The 26802-nt window shown below is 69.9% G+C and carries 18 protein-coding genes; 14 read left to right on the top strand and 4 right to left on the bottom strand.

Annotation, left to right across the window (positions count from 1 at the left end):
- Positions 1–8: 8 nt before the first annotated feature.
- Genes mrdA through ACFU8W_RS11110 form a run of 4 tightly spaced genes read left to right on the top strand, consistent with a single transcriptional unit; the run spans position 9 to position 6939 of the window.
- Positions 9–2183 carry a penicillin-binding protein 2 gene (gene mrdA, locus ACFU8W_RS11125; protein ID WP_384034737.1) on the top strand — a complete coding sequence of 725 codons (2175 nt, stop codon included), beginning with the start codon at positions 9–11 and terminating at the stop codon, positions 2181–2183.
- Positions 2183–3373 (top strand): rod shape-determining protein RodA, encoded by a 1191-nt coding sequence (gene rodA, locus ACFU8W_RS11120; RefSeq protein ID WP_384034734.1) that lies wholly within the window; start codon positions 2183–2185, stop codon positions 3371–3373. Before mrdA ends, rodA begins: the two co-directional genes overlap by 1 nt.
- 60 nt (positions 3374–3433) lie before the next feature.
- A complete protein-coding gene (locus ACFU8W_RS11115; RefSeq protein ID WP_384034731.1) occupies positions 3434–4960 on the top strand; it encodes a CHAD domain-containing protein in 1527 nt (508 codons plus the stop codon).
- Positions 4961–5010: 50 nt separating this feature from the next.
- Entirely contained in the window at positions 5011–6939 is a 1929-nt protein-coding gene (locus tag ACFU8W_RS11110; RefSeq protein WP_345518297.1) for a TIGR03960 family B12-binding radical SAM protein, read from the top strand.
- 48 nt (positions 6940–6987) lie between these two features.
- On the opposite strand, the gene ACFU8W_RS11105 is transcribed toward ACFU8W_RS11110, so the two are convergent.
- Positions 6988–8574: a recombinase family protein gene (locus tag ACFU8W_RS11105; RefSeq protein ID WP_384034727.1), complete on the bottom strand. Its 1587-nt coding sequence runs from the start codon at positions 8572–8574 to the stop codon at positions 6988–6990.
- Between the two features lie 239 nt (positions 8575–8813).
- Between ACFU8W_RS11105 and ACFU8W_RS11100 the strand changes: the two genes are divergently transcribed.
- From ACFU8W_RS11100 to ACFU8W_RS11065, 8 genes are all read left to right on the top strand, one after another.
- Positions 8814–10043, top strand: coding sequence for a hypothetical protein (locus tag ACFU8W_RS11100; RefSeq protein ID WP_384034724.1), 1230 nt, complete (start codon positions 8814–8816; stop codon positions 10041–10043).
- Between the two features lie 123 nt (positions 10044–10166).
- Complete coding sequence (locus ACFU8W_RS11095) at positions 10167–10949, top strand: TIGR03936 family radical SAM-associated protein (RefSeq protein WP_266985703.1); 783 nt, start codon at positions 10167–10169, stop codon at positions 10947–10949.
- A 233-nt stretch (positions 10950–11182) separates the two neighbouring features.
- Positions 11183–15304 (top strand): ribonuclease E/G, encoded by a 4122-nt coding sequence (locus ACFU8W_RS11090; protein WP_384034720.1) that lies wholly within the window; start codon positions 11183–11185, stop codon positions 15302–15304.
- Positions 15305–15669: 365 nt separating this feature from the next.
- Positions 15670–16788: a DegT/DnrJ/EryC1/StrS family aminotransferase gene (locus ACFU8W_RS11085; RefSeq protein ID WP_384034717.1), complete on the top strand. Its 1119-nt coding sequence runs from the start codon at positions 15670–15672 to the stop codon at positions 16786–16788.
- Entirely contained in the window at positions 16785–17804 is a 1020-nt protein-coding gene (locus ACFU8W_RS11080) for a Gfo/Idh/MocA family oxidoreductase (RefSeq protein ID WP_345518309.1), read from the top strand. The genes ACFU8W_RS11085 and ACFU8W_RS11080 overlap by 4 nt, the downstream gene beginning before the upstream one ends.
- The gene (locus ACFU8W_RS11075; RefSeq protein WP_384034713.1) at positions 17794–19371 is read left to right on the top strand and encodes a glycosyltransferase family 4 protein; all 1578 of its coding nucleotides are present in this window, start codon (positions 17794–17796) and stop codon (positions 19369–19371) included. Before ACFU8W_RS11080 ends, ACFU8W_RS11075 begins: the two co-directional genes overlap by 11 nt.
- A complete protein-coding gene (locus tag ACFU8W_RS11070; RefSeq protein ID WP_384034710.1) occupies positions 19368–21011 on the top strand; it encodes a glycosyltransferase family 2 protein in 1644 nt (547 codons plus the stop codon). Before ACFU8W_RS11075 ends, ACFU8W_RS11070 begins: the two co-directional genes overlap by 4 nt.
- A 4-nt stretch (positions 21012–21015) precedes the next feature.
- Positions 21016–22299 carry a nucleotide sugar dehydrogenase gene (locus ACFU8W_RS11065; protein WP_345518315.1) on the top strand — a complete coding sequence of 428 codons (1284 nt, stop codon included), beginning with the start codon at positions 21016–21018 and terminating at the stop codon, positions 22297–22299.
- Between the two features lie 70 nt (positions 22300–22369).
- On the opposite strand, the gene ACFU8W_RS11060 is transcribed toward ACFU8W_RS11065, so the two are convergent.
- From ACFU8W_RS11060 to ACFU8W_RS11050, 3 genes are read right to left on the bottom strand one after another with little or no spacing between them, the layout of a single operon-like run.
- Positions 22370–22984, bottom strand: a complete 615-nt coding sequence (locus ACFU8W_RS11060) for an acyltransferase (RefSeq protein WP_384034706.1) — start codon at positions 22982–22984, stop codon at positions 22370–22372.
- Complete coding sequence (locus ACFU8W_RS11055) at positions 22981–24582, bottom strand: glycosyltransferase (RefSeq protein WP_384034703.1); 1602 nt, start codon at positions 24580–24582, stop codon at positions 22981–22983. Before ACFU8W_RS11055 ends, ACFU8W_RS11060 begins: the two co-directional genes overlap by 4 nt.
- A complete protein-coding gene (locus tag ACFU8W_RS11050) occupies positions 24557–25834 on the bottom strand; it encodes a hypothetical protein (protein ID WP_384034701.1) in 1278 nt (425 codons plus the stop codon). Before ACFU8W_RS11050 ends, ACFU8W_RS11055 begins: the two co-directional genes overlap by 26 nt.
- Before the next feature lie 343 nt (positions 25835–26177).
- Here ACFU8W_RS11050 and rplU point away from each other — a divergent pair, with 343 nt between their 5' ends.
- Both rplU and rpmA read left to right on the top strand, forming a co-directional pair.
- Positions 26178–26498, top strand: a complete 321-nt coding sequence (gene rplU, locus ACFU8W_RS11045) for a 50S ribosomal protein L21 (RefSeq protein ID WP_030921216.1) — start codon at positions 26178–26180, stop codon at positions 26496–26498.
- Positions 26499–26512: 14 nt separating this feature from the next.
- The gene (gene rpmA / locus ACFU8W_RS11040) at positions 26513–26770 is read left to right on the top strand and encodes a 50S ribosomal protein L27 (RefSeq protein ID WP_116211787.1); all 258 of its coding nucleotides are present in this window, start codon (positions 26513–26515) and stop codon (positions 26768–26770) included.
- Positions 26771–26802: the final 32 nt, after the last annotated feature.

Genomic DNA, 26802 nt, shown 5'->3' with positions numbered 1-26802 from the left:
GGCGCCCTGTGAGCAACATTCCGGAGACGGGCCGGACCCAGCGGGTCCAGATCAGGCTCGTCATCATCCAGGTCCTCGTCTTCTCCCTGCTCCTGACACTCGGCGGCCGCCTCTGGTATCTCCAGATCCGCAACGGCCGGGAATACACCGACGAGGCGAAGAGCAACCACGTCCAGCAGGTCGTCCAGCCCGCCGTCCGCGGCTCCATCCTCGACGCCCGCGGCGTGCCCCTCGCCGATAACGAGACCCGCCTCGTCGTCTCCGCCAGCCGCACCGAGCTGCTGAAGATGGACGACGACGGCAAGGGCGTTCTGACCCGGCTCGCCGATGTGCTCGACATGAAGCCGAAGGACGTCTTCGACAAGGTCCGGCTCTGCGACGCGAAGACCCCGCAACCCTGCTGGAACGGCTCGCCGTACCAGCCGATCCCGGTCACCGACGAGGCCACCACCCAGCAGGCCCTGCAGATCCGCGAACGCGCCGAGGACTTCCCCGGCATCACCGCCGAACCCACCGCCGTGCGCCGTTACGCCTCGCCCGGCAAGGCCAACACCGCCCAGGTCCTCGGCTACCTCTCGCCCGTCACCGACGAAGAGATCACCAAGGCCCAGAAAACCGACTCGCCGTACCTCCGCTCCGACCAGGTCGGCCGCTCCGGCCTGGAGCGCACGTACGACAAGGAGTTGCGCGGCAAGGCCGGCGTCACCCGCTACGAGGTCGACAACCTCGGCCGGGTCATCGGCGAGGCGAAGAACGACAAGGCGGAGCCCGGATCGAGCGTGGTCACCTCCATCGACGCCCGGGTCCAGGCCGTCGCGGAGTACGAGCTCAACGAGGCCATGAAGACGGCCCGTAAGTCCTTCGACAAGAACACCAACCAGAACTACAAGGCCGACTCCGGCGCCGTCGTCGTCATGGAGGCCAAGACCGGCCGGGTCGTCGCGATGGCGTCCAACCCCGACTACGACCCCAACGCCTGGGTCGGCGGCATCTCGGGCAAGGACTACGCCCGGATGACCAGCAAGAAGTCCAACTATCCGCTGCTCAACCGGGCCATCCAGGGCCAGGCCGCACCGGGCTCGATCTTCAAGGTGGTCTCCACCGCTGCCTCCATCAATGCGGGCTACCCGTTCGACGGCCGCTACAACTGCGGCAGCTCGTACACCGCCGACGGCAATGTCTACAAGAACTTCGAATCGGCGAGCCACGGCGCGATCACCCTGGGCCAGGCGCTCGAGGTCTCCTGCGACACCGTCTTCTACGCCCTCGGCCACCAGCAGTGGCAGAAGGACGGCGGGCTGAAACCCAAGAAGAACGCCAAGGACTGGTTCTTCAAGACCGCCCACCAGTTCGGCCTCGGCAAGGAAACCGGCATCGACCTCCCCAACGAGGTCACCGGCCGTGTCCCCGACCGCCAGTGGAAGAAGGCCTTCTGGAAGGCCAACAAGGACACCTGGTGCGAACAGGCCAAGAAATGGCCCAAGAAGAAGGACTTCGTTACTGTGCTCGCCCACGAGAACTGCCTCGAGGGCATGAAGCTGCACGCCTATGACGCGATCAACTACTCCATCGGCCAGGGCGACACCCTCGTCACCCCGATCCAGATGGCGACCATCTACGCCGCGATCAGCAACGGCGGCACGCTCTACGACCCGACCGTCGGCAAGGCGATCATCAGCCCCGACGGCAAGAACGTCCGCATGGTCGAGCCCCATTCGCACGGAAAGCTGCCGGCCAGCGCCAAGACCCTGAAGCAGATGGAGGGGGCGCTGGCGGGCGTCGCGACCCGCGGTACCGCCGCCTGGCGATTCGGCGGCTGGCCGCAGGACAAGATCCCGATGCATGCCAAGACGGGTACGGCCGAGGTCTACGGCAAGCAGACGACCTCCTGGTTCGCCACGTACACCAAGGACTACTCGATCGTCATGACGATCTCCCAGGGTGGTACGGGCTCCGGCGCCTCCGGGCCTGCCGTCCGCAACATCTACGACGCGCTCTACGGACTCGACGACTCCGGCAAGCAGGACCTCAAGAAGGCGCTGCTGCCCACCCCGCAGAAGTCCCTGCCCAAGATTCAGCACGACGGCACGATCGACGCCCCGACGATCAAGCCCTACGACCCGAACTCGCAGAAGGCCCCGGAGGAGCAGACACTCGCCGCGGTGCTCGGGAGGCGCGACTGATGGCCGGCTTCTCCGTCTCCCGGTATGCCCCCGACCGCGGTGTCTGGGGCAGACTCACCGCCCGCGACTCCGTCGTACGCCGGCTCGACTGGCCGATGCTCGGCTCCGCGATCGCGCTCTCCCTCATCGGCGCGGCCCTGGTCTACTCGGCGACCCGCGGCCGGGACTCGCTCAACCACGGCGACCCGTACTACTTCCTGCTGCGGCACGCCCTCAACACCGGCATCGGCTTCGCCCTGATGGTCGGCACGATCTGGCTCGGCCACCGCACCCTGCGCGGTGCCGTCCCGGTCCTCTACGGCCTCTCGGTGCTTCTGGTCCTCGCGGTCCTCACCCCGCTCGGCGCCACCGTCAACGGCGCCCACGCCTGGATCATCATCGGCGGCGGCTTCTCCCTGCAGCCGTCCGAGTTCACCAAGATCACCATCATCCTGGTGATGGCGATGATCCTCGCCGCCCGCGTCGACGCGGGCGACCAGCTGCACCCGGACCACCGGACCGTCGCCAAGGCACTCGGTCTCGCGCTCCTCCCGATGGTGATCGTCATGGGGATGCCGGACCTCGGCTCCGTCATGGTCATGGCCGTCATCGTGCTCGGCGTGCTCCTGGCCTCCGGCGCGTCGAACCGCTGGGTCTTCGGACTCCTCGGCGCCGGCGCGGCCGGAGCCGTCGCCGTCTGGCAGCTCGGCCTGCTCGACGACTACCAGATCGCCCGCTTCGCCGCCTTCGCCAACCCGGCGCTCGACCCTGCGGGCGTCGGCTACAACACCAACCAGGCCCGCATCGCCATCGGCTCCGGCGGACTCACCGGCACCGGCCTCTTCCAGGGCACCCAGACCACCGGCCAGTTCGTTCCCGAGCAGCAGACCGACTTCGTCTTCACCGTCGCGGGCGAGGAACTCGGCTTCCTCGGCGCCGGACTGATCCTCGTCCTCCTCGGTGTCGTCCTGTGGCGCGCCTGCCGGATCGCCCGCGAGACCACCGAGCTGTACGGCACGATCGTCGCCGCCGGCATCATCGCCTGGTTCGCCTTCCAGGCGTTCGAGAACATCGGGATGACGCTCGGCATCATGCCGGTCGCCGGACTCCCGCTGCCGTTCGTGTCGTACGGAGGGTCGTCGATGTTCGCCGTCTGGGTGGCCATCGGACTGCTCCAGTCGATCCGGGTGCAGCGGCCGATGTCGGCCTGAGCAGGTGAAGATCCGCCCGGCCCCCTGCCGGGAGGGCGCAAACGCGACTAGATTCGGTTCATGGCGGACTCGAAGCGTGAAATCGAGCGAAAGTACGAAGCCACCGTCGATACCCGGCTTCCCGATCTGACCCGGGTGGCCGCCGTCGCGGCAGTGGACCACCGCGGCGTCATGGAGCTGGACGCCGTCTACTACGACACCGAGGACCACCGGCTCGCGGCCGACGCGCTCACCCTGCGCCGCCGCACCGGCGGCGCCGATGCCGGCTGGCACCTCAAATTCCCGGTCGCCTCCGGGATCCGCGACGAGATCCGGGCCCCGCTCTCCGACACGCTTCCGGACAGCCTCGCAGGGCTGCTGCGCTCCCGGGTCCGCGAGACGGAGCTCGTCCCCGTCGTCCGGCTGCTCTCCACCCGGGACGTCCACCACCTGCTCGACGCCGACGGCGCGCTGCTCGCCGAACTCAGCGTCGACGAGGTCCGGGCCGAGCGGCTCGCGGGCGGCAGCGGCACCGCCGCCTGGACCGAGATCGAGGTCGAACTCGCCGACGACGGCGACCCCGCGTTCCTCGACGCCGTCGAACGCCGGCTGCGCAAGGGCGGCGTACGCCCCTCCGCGGCGCCGTCCAAACTGGCCAGGGCCCTCGACGAGACCGCCCCGAAGAGGAAGCAGCACCCGGAGGGGGACGGCAAGCCGCGGCCCCGGACGGCGGGCGACCACATCCTGGCGTACGCACGCGACCAGATCACGGCGATCGTCGCCCTCGACCCCGCCGTACGCCGCGATCTGCCCGACTCCGTGCATCAGATGCGGGTCGCCACACGCAGGCTGCGCAGCGTCTTCAGGACGTACAGGAAGATTGTGGACCGGGCGGTCACCGATCCGATCGGTGACGAGCTGAAATGGCTGGCCGCGGAGCTCGGCGTCGACCGGGACCAGGAGGTCCTCGACGAACGGTTCCGCAGCCGGACCGCGGACCTGCCCCGCATCCTCGTCCTCGGGCCCGTCCGCAGTCGCCTGCGCATCTGGTCCACCGCCCGCCGCTCGGGTTCCCGGCGCCGGACCGTCGGCGTACTCGACGGAAAGCGGTATCTGGCGCTCCTCGACACACTCGACGCGTTCCTCGCCGACCCGCCGCTGCTGCCCGCCGCGGACCGCAGCCCGCAGGACGCACTGCCGCGCGCCGTCCTCAAGGACTACGCACGCCTGGCCACCCGGATCGGTCACGCCCTGGACCTCCCCGCCGGCCCGGACCGGGACGTGGCGATGCACCAGGCCCGCAAGGCCGCCAAGCGGGCCAGGTACGCGGGGGAGGCGGCCACCCCCGCCTTGGGCAAGCCCGCCAAGAAGTTCGCCAAGCGGATGAAGGCCGTGCAGACCGTGCTGGGCGACCACCAGGACAGCGTCGTCGCCCGCGAAGCCCTGCGCACCCTGGCCGCCCAGGCGCACGCGGCGGGGGAGTCCGCCTTCACCTGGGGGCTGCTGTACGGGCATGAGGAAGCGACCGCGGCCGCCCGCGAACGGGAACTGCCCGGAGTGTGGGAGCGGGCCTCCCGGCCGAAATTGCGGTCGGATCTGACAGGCTGAGCGCCGGGGTACGCTGGATGGTCCCCTCTGTCGGCTCTCGAAAGTTCGCGATGTCTGTCGATTCGGTCTTCCCACAGCTCGAAGCTCTGCTCCCGCATGTGCAGAAGCCCATCCAGTACGTCGGCGGTGAGCTCAATTCCACCGTCAAGCCGTGGGACGAATGCGACGTCCGCTGGGCGCTCATGTACCCGGATGCGTACGAGGTCGGGCTGCCCAACCAGGGCGTCATGATCCTGTACGAGGTGCTCAACGAGCGCCAGGGCGTCATGGCCGAGCGCACGTACAGCGTGTGGCCGGACCTCGAAGAGCTGATGCGCGAGCACAAGGTGCCGCAGTTCACCGTGGACAGCCACCGCCCGGTGAAGGCGTTCGACGTCTTCGGGCTGAGCTTCTCCACCGAACTCGGCTACACCAACATGCTCACCGCCCTCGACCTCGCAGGCATCCCGCTGGATGCCAAGGACCGCGGTCTCGACGACCCGATCGTCCTCGCCGGCGGCCACGCCGCGTTCAACCCCGAGCCGATCGCCGAGTTCATCGACTGCGCGGTCATCGGCGACGGCGAGCAGGCGGTCCTGGAGATCACCGAGATCATCCGCGCCTGGAAGGCCGAAGGCCGGCCCGGCGGACGCGAGGAGGTGCTGTTCCGCCTCGCGAGGACCGGTGGCGTCTACGTACCGCGGTTCTACGACGTCGAGTACCTCCCGGACGGCCGTATCGGCCGCGTCGTGCCGAACAAGTCGGGCGTGCCGTGGCGCGTGTCCAAGCACACCGTCATGGACCTCGACGAGTGGCCGTACCCGAAGCAGCCCCTCGTCCCCCTCGCCGAGACCGTCCATGAGCGGATGTCCGTCGAGATCTTCCGCGGTTGCACCCGCGGCTGCCGTTTCTGCCAGGCCGGCATGATCACGCGCCCCGTGCGGGAGCGAAGCATCACCGGCATCGGCGACATGGTCGAGAAGGGTCTCAAGGCGACCGGCTTCGAAGAGGTCGGCCTGCTCTCGCTCTCCTCCGCGGACCACAGTGAGATCGGCGACATCGCCAAGGGGCTCGCGGACCGGTACACCGAGGACAAGATCGGCCTCTCACTGCCCTCCACCCGTGTCGACGCGTTCAACGTCGACCTGGCCAACGAGCTGACCCGCAACGGCCGTCGTTCGGGTCTCACGTTCGCCCCCGAGGGCGGCTCCGAGCGCATGCGCAAGGTCATCAACAAGATGGTCTCGGAGGAGGACCTCATCCGGACGGTTGCCACCGCGTACGGCAACGGCTGGCGCCAGGTGAAGCTGTACTTCATGTGCGGCCTGCCCACCGAGACCGATGAGGACGTCCTCCAGATCGGTGACATGGCGGTCAATGTGATCGCCAAGGGCCGCGAGGTCTCCGGTCAGAACGACATCCGCTGCACCGTCTCCATCGGCGGCTTCGTACCCAAGCCGCACACCCCGTTCCAGTGGGCTCCGCAGCTGAGCGCCGAGGAGACCGACGCTCGGCTGGAGAAGCTGCGTGACAAGATCCGCGGCGACAAGAAGTACGGCCGCTCGATCGGCTTCCGCTACCACGACGGCAAGCCCGGCATCGTCGAGGGCCTGCTCTCGCGCGGCGACCGCCGTGTCGGCTCGGTGATCCGCGCCGTCTACGAGTCCGGCGGCCGCTTCGACGGCTGGCGCGAGCACTTCTCGTACGACCGCTGGATGGCGTGCGCCGAGAAGACGCTCCCCGAGTTCGGTGTGGACGTCGACTGGTACACCACCCGCGAGCGGACGTACGAGGAGGTCCTTCCCTGGGACCACCTGGACTCCGGTCTCGACAAGGACTGGCTCTGGGAGGACTGGCAGGACTCGCTCGACGAGACCGAGGTCGAGGACTGCCGCTGGACCCCGTGCTTCGACTGTGGGGTGTGCCCGCAGCTCGGTCTCGACATTCAGATTGGTCCCACGGGCAAGAAGCTGTTGCCGCTGACTGTGGTCGACAAGTAGGAGTTCGCGGAAAGGCCGGCCCTGTTGCGCACAACAGGGCCGGCGGCCCTACAGGGCTTCGTCTGCGAACTGGTCTTTCTTGACGACTAGGCGGTCTGCCACGTCTCGTGGGATGACCAGCTCCAGGTGGACCTCAGGCGCTCTGGTCCTGGGCACCTTGTTCCTGCTCACCTGGCAGATGACTTCTGCTCGCAGCAGATCACTGGCCATTGCCGCCCTGCCGCCTCGTTCCCAGCGATCGCTGAAGGTGTCGCCGTTGTGGACCTGGACCCAACGGTCCTGAGTCTCCGGGAACAACTTGTTCAGCTCGGTGATCAACTGCTCCAGGCGTTTCTCCGCCTGCTCGCGTGTGAACTTGGTGCGGGTGTACCGCCCACAGGGCTCCAGCCCTGTTATGTACTGGGCGATGGCGTCTTCGAGTGCTGTCCGTCGGTCTCGATCCCCAGCGCCGGGCACGTACTTCCGAATGCGGACCGGCTGGGTACCCAGCGCTGTCATGACTTCATCGAACAGTCGGCGGTACACGGCTTCCGGGTTCGGGGCTCCCAGACCGCCACTTGGACAGTTCCGGCAGCGCAGGTACTCGTACGTGCGCTGCTTCACGCTGGTCCTGTGGACCGTCATGTTCGTGCCGCAGTCCGCGCATATCAGGACCCCCAGGAACTCGGTCGCACCGCCTCGCCTCCTGACAGGCTGAGACTTCGCCCTCCTGTCCAGAGCTGTCTGGAGAGACAGCCACTCCGACTCGGTGAAGATCTGATCGGCTACCTTGACCGGATTGCCGTCATCACCACGGACGATCTTCGACCGGCGAACGCCACCGTTCTTCTCCTCCTCGACTCGAAACCCCATCAGTGCTGGATTCCGCAGCCTCCGTAGCAAGGTGCTGGTGGTCCACTGCCCGCCACCGCCTGTGGGGATCCGAGCGCGGATGAGCACGGTGGTCATCCGGCGAGCCGAGAGACCCCGCGCGGTTGCGCCATGGCACCAGCGCAGAACGCGGTACGCCCGCGGATCGATGACCAGCTTTCCGCGGTCATCAGTCATATACCCATAGGGAGGCTTTTCCACGAGCCAGTCGGGCTGGGTCCGTGCGTAGTCCCAGAGGCTCGCTGCGCGGGTACTGGTGTTGGCCGCCTCGATCTCGGCCACGCCACCGAGGACCGCTGCTATCATCCTCCCGGCCGAGGTGGACAGGTCGATTGCGTCGTGTCGAGAGACGAGGTTCTTCCCGTGCCTCAGACACCACTCGACCATGATGCTCAGATCGGTGAGGCGGCGGACGAATCGGTCCAGTTTCCAGAAGAGCAGCACGTCGAACTCGGGCACCCTGTCGTTCAGCCAGTGCCCCAGTTCCCTCCGCTTCCATGGTGGAACCCGGGTTGCGGAGACGTTCAGGTCACTGGCAACCCCGACGACACGGTAGCCACGCTCCTTGGCGAGCATGCGCAGTTCAAGCTCCTGTCGGGCGGGCGACGTGGTCTCCGCCGTAAGCGTCGAGAGCCTCACGGACAAGAGAGCCCGCGGCGCCTCCGCTGGAAGCGTTCTCTCCGTGCGTCTCAGCTCCTCAAGCAGGGCCAGGTCTCTCTCCCTCCAGTACGAGCCCGCTGTGGGCGCACTCTGTTCCGTCTTCATTCGTCTCTTCACGCTCTGCACAACGACGGGGGGTGCCGCTGGATATGGACGTGGGGGTGTCCATCTGTGGATGGACACGCACATTCAGGTCGCCCGATCGGCAAGAAGCTGCTCCCTCTGACGGTCGTCAAGTAACACCGGGCGTCGAGTCACACCGGGCGTCACCCTTCGGGTGACAGCTCGATGACGAAGGCTCGGCCCGGGAAACCCCGGTCCGGGCCTTTCGCGTCCTGTTCCCCATGGACCAGGAGAAGCAGCCCCGCGCGTACGGCAGGCATCAGGCACCCGCGCACTACGAAACCGGTGACGGCTGCCTGACCACGCTCATCAGGATTCCGGTACGGATCGTGGTGCTGGTGCTCGTCCTGCCCGTACGGATGATCTGGGACGTACTCGTCGCCACCGCACGGGCCGCCGACCGGGTCGTGCTGCGCCCTCTGGGACGGGCCCTGTCCTGGCTGGGCAGGGTGCTCGTCGTCGTCCCGCTGGTCCTGCTGTACGAGTCGGTCCTCACCCCGCTGGGGCACGGGTTGCGGTGGCTGGCCGCCGTGGTCGGGCAGGGGCTGCTGTGGCTGGGCGCGGCCGTCTTCGTATGGCCGTGGGTGGCGCTGTGGCGCCATGTCGTCGTGCCCGTCGTCCGGTACGGGGTCGTCGTCCCGGTCCTGTGGTTCCACAGGGCTGTCCTCACGCCGCTGGGGCACGGACTGCGGTGGGTGTACCGCGAACTGCTCATCCCTGCCGGACGCGGCGTCGCCACCGCGGTCGGTCTGTTGCTCACCGTGCTCTTCGTCCGGCCCGTCGTCGGCGTGTGGCGCTACCTCCTGGTGCCGCTCGCGGCCGCCGTCACCTGGCTGGTGGAGCACCTGGTCGTGCTGCCGCTGGCCTGGACGTACCGGGAACTGCTCACCCCGCTCGGCCACGGCATCGTCCGGCTGGCCGGCCTGCTGGCCCGCGGTGTCGTCGCCGCCGCCCGCGGGCTGGGGGCGGCGGTCGTCCGGCTCGTCATGACGCTGCTGGTCGCCCCGGTGAGCGTGCTGTACCGCCGGGTCCTCGCCCCGGTCGGACGGGAGATCGCCACCGCCATCGGTGTCGCCTGGCGTATCGCCGGATTCGTCTCGCGGGCCGTCGGCCGGGCGATCGCCCGGCTGGCGTGGCATCTCATCGGCGCCCCGGCGACCTGGGTCTACCGCACGGTGTGCACACCCGTGGGACATGTCGTCCGCGACGCGGTCTGGGCCCCCGCCAAGCGCGCCGCGGTCGAGGCGGGACGTGCGGCCCGCAGTGCGCTGAACGCCGCACGCGAGAGCGTGCGGCAGGCCCGCCGCGACGCATGGCGCGCACTGGTCGGCGGGGGCCCGGTCCCCGAGCCCCGGGAACCGGTGCGCCCCCTTGCGCGTACTCTGGGTAGTACAACGACTGTGCCCAGCGCGGCGCCCGAACCCGAGATCTCCCTGCACAAGCAGGGGTGAGCCGGACCGGACACCCCCGGGCCACCCGTATTTCGAGGGCGGCGTGCCACCGCGCCCGCTCCGCACCGAGGAGAAGAACCACTGGGCAAGCGACAGCCCGAAGGCCCGCCGCCCGCACCGGCGGTGCAGCGCATCCGACTGCGCTACACCAAGCGCGGCCGCCTCCGGTTCACCAGCCACCGCGACTTCCAGCGCGCGTTCGAGCGGGCGCTGCGCCGCGCCGAGGTGCCCATGGCCTACTCGGCGGGCTTCACCCCGCACCCCAAGGTTTCGTACGCCAATGCCGCACCCACCGGCACGGGCAGCGAGGCCGAGTTCCTGGAGATCGCCCTCACCGAGCCGCGGGACCCCGACACGTTGCGCGCACTGCTCGACGAGTCGCTCCCGGACGGTCTCGACATCACCGACGCCGTGGAGGCCCGCACCTCGGGTCTCGCCGACCGGCTGACCGCCTCGGTGTGGGAGATGCGGCTCGACGGGGTCCCCTTCGAGGACGCCGAGAAGGCCGTCGCCGGATTCCTCGGCGCCGAGACCGTCGAGGTCCAGCGCCGTACGAAGAACGGCATGCGGACCTTCGACGCCCGCGCGGCCGTCGCCGGTCTCGAGGCCGTCGATCCCGGCGCTGATAGGCCCGGGGACAAGGCCTGTGCGATACTGCGGCTGGTTGTTCGGCACGTGACACCTGCCGTGCGACCTGACGACGTCCTGTCCGGTCTCCGCGTTGTGGCCGACCTGGCGCCGCCGGTCCCCGCAGCGGTGACCAGGCTGGCGCAGGGGCTCTTCGACGAGGAGTCCGGCACGGTGACCGACCCGCTCGCGCCCGACCGCGAGGCATCCCCGGCCGCGCAACCCACGGCCACCGGGACCGCCGTCGCGACGGCGCCGGAAGGTGCAGGTTCCGCGTAAGGCCGGTCGTTGTAGCGCAGCCCTCGGGCTCGGGAGCCACCTGGGCCGGGTCGCGCGCTGACCCATAAGACTTTCGCCAGGCCGTGCGTACATCGCGGACGGAACCGGCGAGCCAGACATTCAGCTCCCGTGCGGCGCCCGCGCCCCGGACGGCGGTACCGCGTCTTTCATGCGGACCGTGCCGGACCGGAATCAGGCGCGGCGCCCGGGAGCGTGACGGGAGAACCGCCCGCATGCTCGAACCGATCGAACCCGGTACGACCGGGAACGCCGAAGAGAACAACGCCCCCGGCGACAAGCTGCCGCCGCGCCGTAGGCGCCGCGCAGCGTCCCGCCCGGCAGGCCCGCCGTCGACGGGTGCCACGGGTGCGGAAGCCGCCGAGGCGGTCGCGCCGGCCATACCGGCCATTGACGCCGAAGCGTCCGACACCGTTGCCGCCGAGGCGGAGGCCGCGCCGCCGGCGCGTACTCGCCGCCGCGCGGTCCGCAAGGCGACCGCCCCCGCGGGCGCCCCGCAGGCCGCCGAGATCGTCGAGGCCGTCGAGGTGGCGGAGCCTGCCGAAGCCGCTGCGCCCGCCGAGGCCGCCGAGGCGCCGCGTCCGCGTCGTCGGGCGACGCGCAAGGCGACCGCTCCCGCGGGTGCGCCCAAGGCCGAAGAGATCCCCGAGGCTGCTGCGCCCGCCGAAGCCGCAGAGCCCACTGAGGCCGCTCCGGCGCCGCGTGCGCGTCGTCGGGCGACGCGCAAGGCCACGGCTCCGGCAGGCGCCCCGCAGGCCGCTGAGGTCGTCGAGGCGGCGCCGGTCGTCGAGACCGTCGCTCCGATCGAGGCACCTGTTGCCGAGCCCGTCGAGGCCGCCGCCCCGCGTGGCCGTACCCGCCGCCGGGCCTCCGCTCCGGCGGGTGCCCCGCAGCCCGTGTCGGGCGACACCACGACCGCCGAGATCGTCGAGCCCGTGGTGGCCGCGGAGGCCGTACAGGTCACCGAGACCGCAGAGGCTGCCGAGCCGGCTGCCCCGCGCGGCCGTCGTCGGGCCTCCCGCAAGGCCACCTCGCCCGCGGGTGCCCCGCAGGCCGCCGAGATCGTCGAGCCCGTGGCGCCGGTGGAGGCCGTGGTCGAGGCCGAGGCCGCCGAGGAGCCGGTCGCCGAGCCGGAGGAGGAGCCCGAGGCCGCCGCGCCGCGTGGTCGTACCCGCCGCCGGGCCACCGCCCCCGCAGGCCGGCCGGAGTTCACCGGCGAGGTCGAGGAGCCCGCCCGCAAGAGCCGTCGGGCGACGCGTCCCGCCGTGGCCGTTTTCCAGGCGCCGGTCTTCGCCGAGCCGATGTTCCAGACCCCGGAGACGGCCGCTGCCGCCGCCGCGGCCGCCGGTCCCGCCGCGCACTACGACGAGGCCGAGGAAGAGATCGAGACGGCCGAGGAGACCCCGTCGGCCGAAGAGGCGGCCCCGGCCGCCGAGGCCGCACCGCAGGGCGGTTCCCGGCGCCGTCGCCGCCGCCGCGGCGAGGTCGTCGAGACCGAGCCGGTCGCCGACCGGGCGCCCGCCCCTGCCGCCCCGGTGGAGGAGCACGCCGAGGACGAGCTCGAGGCGGAGGCCGAGGGCGAAGCCGAGCACGAGGGCGAGGAGTCGGACGAGTACGGGGACCGTCCGTCGCGCCGTCGCCGTCGCGGTGGCCGTCGCCGTCGCCGCGGTGAGCCCAGCGAATCGGACGAAGCCGCGGAGCAGCACGCCGACGAGCACGCCGCCGACACGTCCGAGGACGAGCACGAGCCCGGTCACGAGGCCGAGGAGGAGGAAGAGGACCACGAGGCGGCCGCCTCAGGTTCCAGCAGCAGCCGTCGTCGCCGTCGTCGCCGCCGTCGCAGTGGTGACGTGTCGCCCGAGGCCGAGTCCGGCACGGACGACCCGGAGCGTACGGTCGTCAAGGTCCGCGAGCCGCGGGAGCGGCGCGGGAAGGAAGCGGCCGAGCCCGGTACCGGCTTCGACGAGGTCCAGTCCATCAAGGGCTCGACCCGTATGGAGGCGAAGAAGCAGCGTCGCCGCGAGGGCCGTGAGCAGGGCCGCCGCCGCGTCCCGATCATCACCGAGGCGGAGTTCCTGGCCCGCCGTGAGGCCGTCGATCGCGTGATGGTCGTCCGCCAGAACGGCGAGCGCACCCAGATCGGTGTCCTCGAGGACAACGTGCTTGTCGAGCACTACGTCAACAAGGAGCAGGCCACCAGCTACGTCGGCAACGTCTACCTGGGCAAGGTGCAGAACGTACTGCCGTCCATGGAGGCCGCCTTCGTCGACATCGGCAAGGGGCGCAACGCCGTCCTGTACGCCGGTGAGGTGAACTTCGAGGCGCTCGGCATGGCCCACGGGCCGCGCCGGATCGAGACCGCGCTGAAGTCCGGCCAGTCGGTCCTCGTCCAGGTGACGAAGGACCCGATCGGCCACAAGGGTGCCCGCCTGACCAGCCAGGTCTCGCTGCCCGGCCGTTACCTGGTCTATGTGCCCGAGGGCTCCATGACCGGCATCAGCCGCAAGCTGCCCGACACCGAGCGCGCCCGGCTGAAGACCATTCTCAAGAAGATCGTCCCCGAGGACGCGGGCGTCATCGTCCGTACCGCGGCCGAGGGCGCGAGCGAGGACGAGCTGCGCCGTGATGTCGAGCGGCTGCAGCAGCAGTGGGAGGACATCCAGAAGAAGTCGAAGAGCAACGGCAGCGCCAACGCGCCGACGCTGCTCTACGGCGAGCCGGACATGACCGTCAGGGTCGTCCGCGACATCTTCAACGAGGACTTCTCGAAGGTCATCGTCAGCGGTGACGACGCGTGGCAGACCATCCACGGTTACGTCGGGCATGTCGCCCCCGACCTGACGGACCGGTTGTCGAAGTGGACCTCCGAGGTCGACATCTTCGCGACGTACCGGATCGACGAGCAGCTGATGAAGGCGCTGGACCGGAAGGTCTGGCTGCCCAGCGGCGGTTCGCTGGTGATCGACAAGACCGAGGCGATGGTCGTCGTCGACGTCAACACCGGCAAGTTCACCGGTCAGGGCGGCAACCTCGAGGAGACCGTCACCAGGAACAACCTGGAGGCGGCCGAGGAGATCGTGCGTCAGCTGCGGCTGCGCGACCTCGGTGGCATCGTCGTCATCGACTTCATCGACATGGTCCTGGAGTCCAACCGGGACCTGGTGCTGCGGCGTCTGCTGGAGTGCCTGGGTCGCGACCGTACGAAGCACCAGGTCGCCGAGGTCACCTCGCTGGGCCTGGTCCAGATGACCCGCAAGCGGGTGGGCCAGGGGCTGCTGGAGTCGTTCTCCGAAACCTGTGTCCACTGCAATGGGCGCGGCGTGATCGTGCACATGGAGCAGCCGAGCTCGATCGGTGGCGGTGGCAACGGCAAGCGGGCCAAGAAGCGCGGCCGCGGTGGTGCCGGTGAGCAGCCCGAGCACGAGCACCTCGTCGAGCACGAGCATGTCGAGGCGGAGGTGGAGACCGAGGCCGAGGTGGCTGCGGAGGTCGCAGCCCCGCTGGCGCTCCCCGAGCCGGAGTTCGTACCGGACGAGGAGCTGTACAGCAGCCCGGCCGAGGCCGAGGCGGCTGCCTCGCGTGGCCGTGGCCGTCGGCGCGCGACCCGTAAGGCATCGGCCCCGGCCGGCGCCCCGAAGTCCGCACCCGCGCCCGCTCCGGTTGTGGAGCCGGAGCCGGCTGCCGAGGTCCAAGCGGTTGTCGAGCCCGAGCCGGTTGTCGAGCCCGAGCCGGTCGTCGAGGTTCCGGTGGCTGTCGAGGCACCCGTGGCCGAGGCGCCGCAGGGCCGTACGCGCCGTCGGGCGACCCGCAAGGCGACTGCTCCGGCGGGTTCGCCGGCCCCGGCCGAGCAGGTCGCGCCGGTCGAAGCGCCGCTGTCCGTGGCGGACGTGGTGGCCGAGGTTCCGGTTGCCGAGGCGCCGCAGGCGGAGGCCGCACCGGAGGAGGTGGCCGCTCCGGCCGCCCCGCCGCGTGCCCGGCGCCGGGTGACCCGCAAGGTCACCGCCCCCGCGGGATCGCCCGCGGGTGCGGACGGCGCCGAGGTCGTCGTGGTGACCGGCTCCACCGAGCCGAAGCCCGACGTGGAGCCGGTCGCCGCCGCAGTCGAGGCAGCACAGGCCGCGGGAGCTGCGGAGACCGAGGCCCCGGCGAAGAAGACGGCGCGCAAGACCGTCAAGAAGGCGACGGCCAAGAAGGCGGTCGCCAAGAAGACGGCGGCCAAGAAGACCGCCGCGAAGAAGACCGCTGCGAAGAAGACGACGGCCAAGAAGGCGGCGAAGAAGACGGTTGCCGCGGAGCAGTCGTCGCCGACGGTCGTCTCGGCCGACACCGAGAGCTGACCGATGGTCAGAAGGTGAACGACGAGGTGCGGCTCTCCCGCGGGAGAGCCGCACCTCGTCGTTCGGGCAGCCCTTTCTTTACCCTTAACCTCGACGAAACCCGCTGTGAAAAGCCTGATAATGTGACGCGGCCGTGCCGGGGGAGGTCTTCCTGGAAAGGAACCGCTCCCGGCGGTGGCCTGGCCCAGCCAGGGCGAAACGGCCGTTCATTCCCTGCGTGAACCAATTCCGTAGGGAATGCCAGATCTGTCCGTAATGTATTGGTACGCCATCGGTTATGTGCCGGGCGTAGGAGTCCCTCCGGACATCCGCACGTCTCAAAGCCCTCGCCGATCAAGCTCTTGTGCTGTTCAAGGAGGATGCCCATGTCGAGCGACACCCGGGGACCTGTCCCCGCTGCCCGGCCGGTGATCGGTGAGGAAGAGATCGAAGCAGCGGTGCGCGTACTGCGCAGCGGTCGCGTGGTCCAGGGACCGGAGGTGGCCGCCTTCGAGGAGGGCTTCTCGGAGCTGGTCGACGGACGCCACTGCGTCGCCGTCAACTCCGGCACCTCCGCGCTGCACCTCCTGCTGCTCGCTCTGGGCATCGGCCCCGGCGACGAGGTCATCGTCCCGTCGTTCTCCTTCGCCGCCTCGGCCAACGCGGTCCGTCTGACCGGGGCCGACGTCGTCTTCGCCGACATCGAGCCCGGGAGCTTCGGTCTGGACCCGGCCGCCGTCGAGGCCGCCATCACCCCCCGCACCGCCGCGATCATGCCCGTCCACCTCTACGGGCACCCGGCGGCGATGGACGCGCTGATGCCGATCGCGACGAAGCACGGCCTCGCCGTCGTCGAGGATGCCTGCCAGGCCCACGCCGCGGCCCTGAACGGCACGCCCGTCGGCGCCTTCGGATCCGGCGGCACGTTCAGCTTCTACCCGACCAAGAACATGCACTCTCTCGAAGGCGGCATGATCACCACCGCCGACGCCGAGATTGCCCGGACCCTCCGGCTGCTGCGCAACCAAGGCATGGAGCAGCGGTACGCCAACGAGATCGTCGGCGCCAACATGCGGATGACGGACGTCTCGGCCGCCGTCGGCCGCGTACAGCTCGGAAAGGTGCTCGGCTGGACCGAGCAGCGCCGTGCCAACGCCGCCTACCTCGACCGGCACATCACCGCGGCCAATGTGACGGTCCCGCCCGTTGCCGACGGTGCACGCCACGTTTACCACCAGTACACCGTTCGGGTGCATGGTGACCGGGACGCCGCCATGGCCAGACTGAACGAGGCGGGTATCGGCAACGCCGTGTACTACCCGACTCCGATCCACCGGCTGAAGCCGTACTGGGAGCCCGACCAGAAGGCCGGCCGCAACTGGGATCTTCCGGAGACCGAGCGCGCCGCCGCCGAGGTCGTCTCACTGCCCGTACATCCTTCGCTCTCGCCGGAGGACCTGGACCGTATTGTCGCGGCCGTGAACTCGCTGGGAGAGATGCAGTGACTGCAGGATTGAGAGCCGGGCTGATCGGTCTCGGTTCGATGGGCCGCCACCACGCGCGCGTGCTGGCCGGCCTGGAGAACGTGACGCTGGTCGGCGTCGTCGACCCGATGGGCGACAAGAACGGATGGGCCCAGGGCGCTCCGGTGCTGTCCACCGTCGAGGAACTGATCGGGCTCGGCATCGACTACGCCGTGGTGGCCTGCCCCACCGCGCTGCACGAGGAAGTCGGCCTGAAGCTCGCCGAGGCCGGCGTCTGCGCCCTGATCGAGAAGCCGGTCGCCGACACCGTCGAGGGGGCCCGCCGTCTGGTCGAGGCCTTCGAGTCCCGTGGTCTGGTCGCGGGTGTCGGGCACATCGAGCGCTGCAACCCGGCGCTGCGCTCCCTGCGTACCCGTCTGGAGGCGGGCGAACTGGGCGAGGTCTTCCAGGTGGTCACCCGCCGGCAGGGCCCGTTCCCGCACCGCATCGCCGACGTGGGCGTCGTCAAGGACCTCGCCACGCACGACATCGACCTGACCGGCTGGGTGACGGGACAGAGCTATGTCTCGGTCGCGGCCCACACCGTCCACAAGAGCGGCCGGCCGCACGAGGACATGGTCTCCGTCGCCGGTCTGCTCAGCGACGGCAGCATGGCCAACCACCTCGTCAACTGGCTGAGCCCGCTCAAGGAGCGCTTCACCTCCGTCACCGGCGAGCGCGGCACCTTCATCGCCGACACCCTCACCGCCGACCTGACCTTCCACTCGAACGCCGCCGTGGCCACCGAGTGGGAGGCGCTCCAGGCCTTCCGTGGAGTCTCCGAGGGCGACATGATCCGGTACGCCATACCCAAGCGCGAACCGCTGCTGGTCGAGCACGAGCTCTTCCGCGACGCGGTGCTCGACGTCTCGCAGGACATCTGCACGCTGCGGGAGGGGCTTCGTACGGTCGAGGTCGCCGCCGCAGTACTGGAATCCGCACGCAGCGGACTCACCGTCACCACCTCCACGGGAGATATGGCCGCTCATGGCGTCTGAGAACAACCCGGCACCGCGGACCGGAACCCGCGGTCGGATCGTCATGCTGGTCGACAACGGCGTGAACGGGGACTCCCGGGTTCAGAAGGAAGCGCGTTCGGCCGCCGAGGCGGGCTGGGACGTGACCCTGCTCGGCAAGTCGCCCGGCAAGTCGGAGCAGCACTGGATGATCGGCGACGCCAAGGTCCGGCTGCTCAAGGTGCCGGGCCCGATGCAGCGGCGCCGGCACGAGTACCGGCGTGCTCCGCTGCGCGCGCCGCTGGCCTACCGCCCGGGGCCGCTCGCTGCCTACCGCAAGCAGAAGATGAAGGCATGGCGCGCCGATCTCAACGTCCGTGTGATCGAGGCGGCGGCCAAGGGCTCGGCCGTGTCCAAATTGACGCTGGCGCCCGAGCGGGCCAGTGCCAAGGTGGTCAGCCGCTGGGTCGGTCTGCGGGTGCGCCGGACCGTTGCGCTGGAGCAGCGGCGCAAGCGGATGGACGCGCCGCTCGACCGTTTCACCACGGCGTTCTGGCAGCGCATGATGGGGGAGCGGGCCTGGCGTCGGCTCGACCCGTTTCTGCTCGACCTCGACCTTGCCTACGGCAAGGTGATCGACGAACTGAAGCCCGATCTGATCCACGCCAATGACTTCCGCATGCTCGGGGTCGGTGCGCGGGCCACGCTGCGCGCGCGGGCCGCGAAGCGCGACGTCAAGCTGGTCTGGGACGCGCACGAGTTCCTGCCGGGCATCAAGCCGTGGGATCCGCACCCGCGGTGGCATGTCGCGCAGTGCCTGCACGAGCTGGCGTACTCCAAGTACGCCGACGCCGTGACGACCGTCTCCGCGACGCTCGCGGACATGCTGGTCGAGCGGCACGGACTGGCCAAGACGCCCACGGTCGTGCTGAACGCACCGGACGCGGAGATCTCGCCGGAGCAGGCCGCGGAGCCGGTACCGGATCTGCGTGAACTGTGCGGGATCGGGCCGGACGTTCCGCTGTCCGTCTACAGCGGCGCCGCGGCTCCGCAGCGCGGCCTCGACATCATGGTCGAGTCGCTGCCGCACCTGCCCGAACTGCACGTGGCGTTCATCGTGCTGCGGCCGAAGTCGCCGTACATGACCGAGCTGGCGCAGCGCGCAGAGGAGCTCGGAGTGGCCGACCGGGTGCACATCCTTCCGTATGTTCCGCACTACCAGGTCGTACCCTTCCTGGGGACGGCGGACTTCGGCGTCATCCCGATCCACCACTGGCCGAACCACGAGATCGCTCTGATCACCAAGTTCTTCGAGTACTCGCACGCGCGGCTGCCGCTCGTGGTGAGCGATGTGAAGACGATGGGCGAGATGGCAGCCAGGACCGGTCAGGGCGAGGTCTTCAAGGCCGGCGACGTCCAGGACTACATCCGCGCAGTGAAGGCGGTGCTCGCGGAGCCGAAGAAGTACCGGGACGTGTACGACGAACCGGGGCTGCTCGACCAGTGGACCTGGGAGGCCCAGGCAGAGGCGCTTGACCAGGTGTACACGAAGCTGCTTCCCGCACGTCCGCGCACATCCGTCGACAGAGCCGCCGAGGTGACCGTGTGACCGGTAGAACCGATGTTCCTGATGTGACGGTCGTCGTGGCCGTGTACAACACCATGCCCTACCTCACCGAGTGCCTCAACTCACTCGTAGGGCAGTCCATCGGTACGGACCGCCTTGAGGTCGTGGCGGTCGACGACGGCTCGACGGACGACAGCGGCGCCGAACTCGACCGGTTCGCCGAGCGCTACCCGGACGTCGTCAAGGTGGTCCACCAGCCCAACTCCGGTGGCCCGGCGGCGCCGAGCAACCGCGCGCTGGAGCTGGCCACCGGCCGGTACGTCTACTTCATCGGTTCCGACGACTACCTCGGCGAGGAAGCGCTGGAGCGGATGGTCGCCTGCGCCGACCGGAACGGGTCGGACGTCGTGGTCGGCAAGATGGTCGGCACCAACGGCCGGTATGTGCGCCAGTCCCTCTACAAGGCCAACGATGAGGACGTCAGCCTCTACGGGCCGGAACTGCCGTTCGCGCTGGCCAATACCAAGCTCTTCCGCCGCGAGCTCGTGGAGAAGCACAAGCTGCGCTTCCCGGAGGACCTGGCGGTCGGCAGCGATCAGCCGTTCACCATCGAGGCCTGCTACCGCGCCCGCAAGATATCGGTGGTCGCCGACTACACCTGTTACTACGCGGTGAAGCGCGGCGACGCCAGCAACATCACCTACCGCGCCGATCACCTGGCGCGGCTGCGCTGCACCGCGGCGATCATGGATCATGCGGCCGGGCTGATCGAGGCCGGGCCGAACCGGGACGCCCTCCTCAAGCGCCACTTCACCTGGGAGCTGTCCAAGCTCATCCAGGGCGACTTCCCGGCGCTCGACGCGCCGACCCGGCGCGAGGTCTGCGCGGGCATCGCACGGCTGGCGGACACCTACCTGACGGACGAGCTGAGCGACTCGCTGCCCGTCAAGCTGCGGGCCAGGCTCCGGCTGGCGCAGAGCGGCGCCACGGACACGCTCTGCCGCGCCATCACCGAAGAGGCCGAGCAGGGCGCGCCGCCGTTCCACCTGGAGGACGGCCGCGCCTTCGCGCGGTACCCCGGCTTCCGCGATGCCGGTACGGGGCTTCCGGACCGCTGCTTCGAGCTGGTCGGCGAGCGCGTCCCCGGACGGCTCGCGAACAAGACCGAGCTGATCGAGTCCGGCTGGGCGCAGGAGGGCGACGAACTGTCCTTCACCGCCACGATACGGATCGGCGTCGTCGGTGACACCGGCTCCGCCGTCCTGCGCCTCGCCGAAGGCGCCATGCCCGGCAGCGCCGACAAGGCGCGCGCCCAACGGCTGCCCGATGGCAAGCAACTGCCCCCGGCACCCGGCGAGTTCCTCAGGGAGGTCGCGGCCGACGACAACGCCACGCTGCTGTATGCCCGGATCCCGCTGGAGCCGCGCAGCTCCAAGCGCGGGGTGCGTGTCTACATCGACGTGGCCGGATCGACGTACGAGATCCCGGTGCGGGCCGACGGCCGTCCGATGCCGTTGACGCGGCAGTGGCGCAGCGGGGAAGAGCCGTACCGGGCCGCGGCACGTCCCAACAGCAAGGGGCGCGTGGTGGTCAGCACTCGCCCGCTCCACCCGCCCAAGACATCGCTGGGCTCGCGACTGCGATCCCGGCTGAGCGGCGCCAAGTTCTCCAAGAGGAAGTAACCCCATGAACATCTGTGTAGTAGCCCTCGGCAAGATCGGCCTCCCCTTGGCCGTGCAGTTCGCCGCCAAGGGCCACCGGGTGATCGGCGCCGATGTCAACGAGAAGGTCGTCGGCCTGGTCAACGCCGCGGTCGAGCCGTTCCCCGGTGAGCACGACCTCGACGTCAAGCTCAAGGAGACCGTTGCGGCGGGCCTGTTGACCGCGACGACGGACACCACCGCCGCGGTCGCGGAGTCCGACGCCGTCGTGGTCGTCGTGCCGCTGTTCGTGGACGCGGAAGGCACCCCGGACTTCGGCTGGATGGACTCCGCGACGCGGGCGATCGCCGCCGGACTGAAGCCCGGCACGCTCGTCAGCTACGAGACCACGCTGCCGGTCGGGACCACACGCACCCGCTGGGCGCCCATGCTCGAAGCGGGGTCGGGGCTCAAGGCCGGCGACGACTTCCACGTGGTGTTCTCTCCGGAGCGGGTGCTCACCGGCCGGGTCTTCGCCGACCTGCGCCGCTATCCGAAGCTGGTCGGCGGCATCGACGAGGCGTCGACCGCGCACGGCGTGGAGTTCTACGAGTCGGTCCTCGACTTCGACGACCGTACGGATCTGCCGCGGCCCAACGGCGTCTGGGACCTGGGCACTTCGGAGGCCTCCGAACTCGCCAAGCTCGCAGAGACCACCTACCGTGACGTCAACATCGGCCTGGCGAACCAGTTCGCCCGGTTCGCCGACCAGCAGAACATCGACGTCCTGAAGGTCATCGAGGCCTGCAACTCGCAGCCGTTCAGCCACATCCACCGGCCGGGGATCGCCGTCGGTGGCCACTGCATTCCGATCTACCCGCGGATGTACCTGTGGAACGACCCGGCGGCGACCGTCGTACGCTCCGCGCGCGAGGCCAACGCCGCGATGCCGGAGTACGCCGTGGACCTGCTGGCCGCCGCCTACGGCGACCTGACCGGTGCCGAGGTGCTGGTGCTCGGCGCGGCCTACCGCGGCGGCGTCAAGGAGACGGCGTTCTCCGGCGTCTACCCGACCGTCGACGCGCTCCGCGCGCGAGGCGCGAACGTCTACGTGTCGGACCCGATGTACACCGCCGAGGAGCTGACCGCACACGGTCTGACGCCGCACGCGGGTGAGGCCGTCACCGCCGCCATCCTCCAGGCCGACCACGCCGAGTACCGGGAGCTGGCCGCGGCCGACCTGCCGGATGTGCGGGTCCTGGTCGACGGCCGTCGCACGACGGACCCGGCCCGCTGGGAAGGCGTCCGCCGCGTCGTCATCGGCGGCTGATCCGCCGTACGCGCGCCGAGGGACCCGGTCGATCCAGTCGGCCGGGTCCCTCGGGCGTTTCGTCGGAGATCTACCGCTCGTCGGATGCGGTCTCGACGAGGGTGGCCGGGCCGGTCTCGCGGTAGCGCGCACCGGTCTGCGGGCACTCCCACACCCCGGGCTCGTCCGCGGACTCCACCAGCTTCACACCGGCGCGGCCGACCCAGCCGACCTGCCGGGCCGGAACACCGACGACGAGAGCGAAGTCGGGCACGTCCTTGGTCACCACGGCGCCTGCCGCCACCATGGCCCAGCGGCCGATCCGGACCGGGGCCACCGCGACGGAGCGCGCGCCGAGCGACGCGCCCTCGGCGATCTTCACGCCGACGGCCTCCCAGTCACCGCCGCGCTTCTGCTTGCCGTCCGGGTCGACCGAACGCGGGTTGTGGTCGTTGGTGAGCACCACCGCCGGGCCGATGAAAACACCGTCGGCGAGCTCGGCCGGCTCGTACACCAGCGCATAGTTCTGGATCTTGACGTTGTCGCCGATCCGGACGCCCGTGCCGACGTAGGCGCCGCGTCCGACCACACAGCCCTCGCCGAGCCGGGCCTGCTCGCGGATCTGGGCGAGTTCCCAGACGCTGCTGCCGGCGCCGATCTCGGCGGTCTCGTCGACCTGGGCGGTGGGCTGGACTCTGTAGTTCACTGCGCGTCTGCCTTTCGGAGTGGGGTCTCGACCGGTGAGCTTACGTCGCGGTCCGTGCCCAGCAGCAGGCGGTCGTAGTCGCTCCGCACGGTCTCCCAGTCCCAGGTCGAGAGGGCGTACCGGGACGCCTCGCGCCCGGCCGCGGCCCGGATCTCCTCGGACGCGGTGACGGCGAGGATGCGCTCGGCGGCCTGCTGCGGGGTGGTGACGATCCAGTCCTCGGGGAAGAGGGTCCGCGTGCTGTGCGGACGGCCGGCCACGAACGGCCAGTCCCGGACGACCGGCACGGCACCGGCCGCCGCTCCCTCCATGAGGCCGACGTGACAGCCCTCACGGACGGAGCTGCTGAGGATCACGCCCATTCCGGTGAGCACGCCGGGTACGTCGTCGGTCGGCCCGAGTCTGCGCACGGCACCCGTGGGCTCCAGCTCGGCGAGATCCCTCTCCAGGGCCTTGTGATAGGCGGCGGCCGCCGCGCTGGGTGCCGGATTGATTTCGCCGCCGACCATCATCAGGCGGTAGCGCTCGTCCCGGGCCCGAAGGAGCCTGAGCACCTCCAGCGCCCAGCGCGGGTCCTTGGCGATCTGGCCGATGCCTATCAGGCCCACGGTGAACCGCGCGTCGTCGCTCTTGGGACGGTCGAACCGCCGCAGGTCCAGTGCGTTGTGCAGGAAGTGGAGGCGTGGCGCGTCGGTGGCGAGCAGCCGGGGAACGGCGGCGGTGGTCAACTCCCGCATGTGCTCCGCGATGAACACGACATCGTCGACCCGGGAGAAGTCCATGATGTGCGGCCAGTACGTGAACGACTCGTACTTGTGGAGCCGGACGACGATCCGGGTACTCCCCGGATCGACCAAGGTCATGAACGCGGCGGCCGTGGAGCACCACTCGACGAAGACGGTGTCCGCCCAGTCCAGATGAGGGCGCAGCGCCGCTTCGACCTCGGCTGCGTACGCGGCCTGGGTCCCGAGGGGCAGCTCGATCATCCGCCGCAGGCCCTTGGCCAGCGGCGCGAGTACCGGATCGGCCGCCAGGTCCAGCGTGCGGAGCTCGATACCGGGGTGGTCCGCGTAACGCTGGGTGAGCAGGCCCAGGAAGTTGGCGTTGGCCTGGTTCACCACGAGCAGCCGCAGCGGCCGGTCGGTCGGGGGTACAGCGGGGGGTGTCTTCCGGCCGCGGGGTGCCGCCACCGCGCGGGCGGTGGTGCTGGCGCGCAGCCGGGCGGTGAATCCGGCCGGGTCGTCCGACAGGGGCGAGTGGAGCCGGTCGACGTGCGGAACCCGGTGAAAAGCCAGCAACAGGGCCCGGGTGAGAGCCGCGGCGGCCTCCTTCTTCCGGCCCGCCTTCAGGTCCGCGTCCGCGCAGGCCAGCTCGGCTCCGTACGCCTGGACGAGATGGCGTGGGGCCAGCCCCCTGGACAGCTGCGTGTCGGCCGCCGCGCCGAGCAGGTCCGCCTTGAGCCTGCGGTCACGGACTCGGCGGGCGGTGATGCCCAGGACGCGCTCGGCCAGGAACGGCCGGTCGGTGCGGGCCATGCGCGCGGTCGCCCGGCGGGCGACCTTGGCCAGGAATTCATCGGGGATCTGTGGTGTCGACACGTTGTGGCTCCACGGTTGAGTCAGGAACTCGGACCGTACGGCCTATCGGGGACCGGCGAAAGTCCTGAACGCCCTCCGCGATCAGGGCAATCCCCAGTGTCATCGGAACCCACATGAGGACTCCGAGCCGATCCGCCTCCTGGACCAGCGGATGAGCCGCGACCTGAGCGGCGCCGGTCAGTGCCACCGCACACGCGAGCGGGCCGAGGACGCCGCTGCGACGGATCAGCACCCAGAGCGAGACCACCGCGGCCACCAGGAAGAACGGCATCGCGGCCTGCTCTGCGAACCAGTGACCCCAGTACCGCAGATTGAGGTCGGTCAGCCGGGCCCACGGGTCGGGTATCTCCGGCGAGCGGAAATGGCGCGTGAAGGTGTCCTGGAGGGTGACCTCGGAGGACGGCAGGCCGAGCAGCTTCATGGCCAGCGCCACGGCGGCGGCGCATCCGGTGGCCGCACCGGCGAGGAGGAGATCGTGCCGGGAGCGGCGGAAGAGCCAGGAAGCGAGCGCGGCTGCCGCGATCAGGGCCGCCAGCAGCAGAGCCGTCGAGTAGCGCGTCACCGCGCACACGGCAAGGGCGCCGGTGAACAGCGCCGCACCGGACAGCCGCCTGCCGCGCGCCATCAGGACGCCACCCCACACCGCCCCGAGCGCACAGACCGTGACCAGGCCCTCGCTCAGTGCCTGCAGGCTCCACCAGCCGAGTGGTGAGACAAGAAATGCGATCTGCCCGACGACGGCCGGCAGGCGGCCGAGACCGGCGCTCCGCAGCAGTCCGCGCACCATCAGTGAACCGGCGAGGGCCAGTACGAGGCCCAGGGCGCGCATCCCGTCCAGCACGCCGAGAGCGCCGACGAAAGGAGCGGCGAGCAACGGATATCCGGGCCGGGACGAGAAGATCGACTGGTAGCGGTCGTCCGCCGTGGTGATGTCGGTGGCGTCGGACCACCGGGTCATGCAGGTGGCGGAGTCCGATGCCCTGGTGTCGGCCGCGTCGGTGGAACCGGCCAGCGGATCCAGGGATTTCGTCTCCGCGGCCGCGTCGGCACGACTCGTGCAGAACGCCTTGAGCGCGGTCCGGTGCGCCTCCTCGCGCGTGGCGCCGAGCTGCTGCTCCGCGGCGCGTGCGTAACGGTAGGAGTCCGGGAAAAGGGTCCACGAGGAACCGGCGGTCAGCTGCGCCAGCGCGTAAACGGCACAGACCAGGAGGGGCAACAGCCAGGTGCGGCCGAGCAGGGCGGATCGCAGCATCTACGGCCTCGGGAGTACAGAGAGTGATCAAAACTGACAAACTAGCACGGCGCCGACCCGGTGCTTCGGCCGGTGTGGAGGCTTTGCGGGCGGGTCCGCGGAGCCCTGAGGCGACCCGGCGGAAGACGGCCGACAGGTCCGAGGGTCCCGGTTTGACCCACAAGTGTGCGGCCCCGTAGCCTTGCACCTCGGCGTGTTTCCATGCGCGCCCACCCCTGAGCACATCCCTCGTGACGGACCCGTCCGTCAGGAGAGGCCGCTCATCCTTCCGGATCGCCGCAGGTTTCGGCCTGCGCGAGCGGCTGGCATCAGGGGATCCGTTCCGAGTGAGAGAGAGATCCGCGTGTACGCCATCGTGCGCAGCGGTGGCCGCCAGCACAAGGTTGCTGTCGGTGACATCGTTGAGGTTGACAAGATTTCCACTGCCCAGGTTGGCGACACGGTCGAGCTCTCGACCCTGCTCGTGGTCGACGGCGACGCCGTGACCAGCGACCCGTGGGTGCTTGCCGGGATCAAGGTCCAGGCCGAGGTCGTGGACCACCACAAGGGCGCGAAGATCGACATCCTTCGCTACAAGAACAAGACCGGCTACCGCCGTCGCCAGGGTCACCGTCAGCAGTACACGGCGATCAAGGTCACCGGTATCCCCGCGGCTGCGAAGTAAGGGACTGAGGAGACATGGCACACAAGAAGGGCGCATCGTCCACCCGGAACGGGCGCGATTCCAACGCTCAGCGGCTCGGCGTCAAGCGCTTCGGCGGCCAGGCCGTCAACGCCGGTGAGATCCTGGTCCGCCAGCGCGGCACCCACTTCCACCCGGGCACGGGCGTCGGCCGTGGCGGCGACGACACGCTGTTCGCGCTCGCCGCTGGTGCGGTGCAGTTCGGCACCCACCGTGGCCGCAAGGTCGTGAACATCGTTCCGATCGCCGAGTAATTTCGGCGCTCGTCGAGCGGTTTCTGCGGAGG

Origin of the sequence: Streptomyces sp. NPDC057565 (assembly GCF_042801455.1) — a bacterium.
Classification (GTDB): domain Bacteria; phylum Actinomycetota; class Actinomycetes; order Streptomycetales; family Streptomycetaceae; genus Streptomyces; species Streptomyces yanii.
Note: the sequence above shows the minus strand (reverse complement) of the source record. Positions and strands in the feature narration are given on the sequence as shown.

Coding starts and splice junctions, on each gene's coding strand:
- rodA (WP_384034734.1), top strand. CDS start 2,183: ATGGCCGGCTTCTCCGTCTCCCGGTATGCCCCCGACCGCGGTGTCTGG.
- ACFU8W_RS11115 (WP_384034731.1), top strand. CDS start 3,434: ATGGCGGACTCGAAGCGTGAAATCGAGCGAAAGTACGAAGCCACCGTC.
- ACFU8W_RS11110 (WP_345518297.1), top strand. CDS start 5,011: ATGTCTGTCGATTCGGTCTTCCCACAGCTCGAAGCTCTGCTCCCGCAT.
- ACFU8W_RS11105 (WP_384034727.1), bottom strand. CDS start 8,574: ATGAAGACGGAACAGAGTGCGCCCACAGCGGGCTCGTACTGGAGGGAG.
- ACFU8W_RS11100 (WP_384034724.1), top strand. CDS start 8,814: ATGGACCAGGAGAAGCAGCCCCGCGCGTACGGCAGGCATCAGGCACCC.
- ACFU8W_RS11090 (WP_384034720.1), top strand. CDS start 11,183: ATGCTCGAACCGATCGAACCCGGTACGACCGGGAACGCCGAAGAGAAC.
- ACFU8W_RS11085 (WP_384034717.1), top strand. CDS start 15,670: ATGTCGAGCGACACCCGGGGACCTGTCCCCGCTGCCCGGCCGGTGATC.
- ACFU8W_RS11075 (WP_384034713.1), top strand. CDS start 17,794: ATGGCGTCTGAGAACAACCCGGCACCGCGGACCGGAACCCGCGGTCGG.
- ACFU8W_RS11065 (WP_345518315.1), top strand. CDS start 21,016: ATGAACATCTGTGTAGTAGCCCTCGGCAAGATCGGCCTCCCCTTGGCC.
- ACFU8W_RS11050 (WP_384034701.1), bottom strand. CDS start 25,834: ATGCTGCGATCCGCCCTGCTCGGCCGCACCTGGCTGTTGCCCCTCCTG.
- rpmA (WP_116211787.1), top strand. CDS start 26,513: ATGGCACACAAGAAGGGCGCATCGTCCACCCGGAACGGGCGCGATTCC.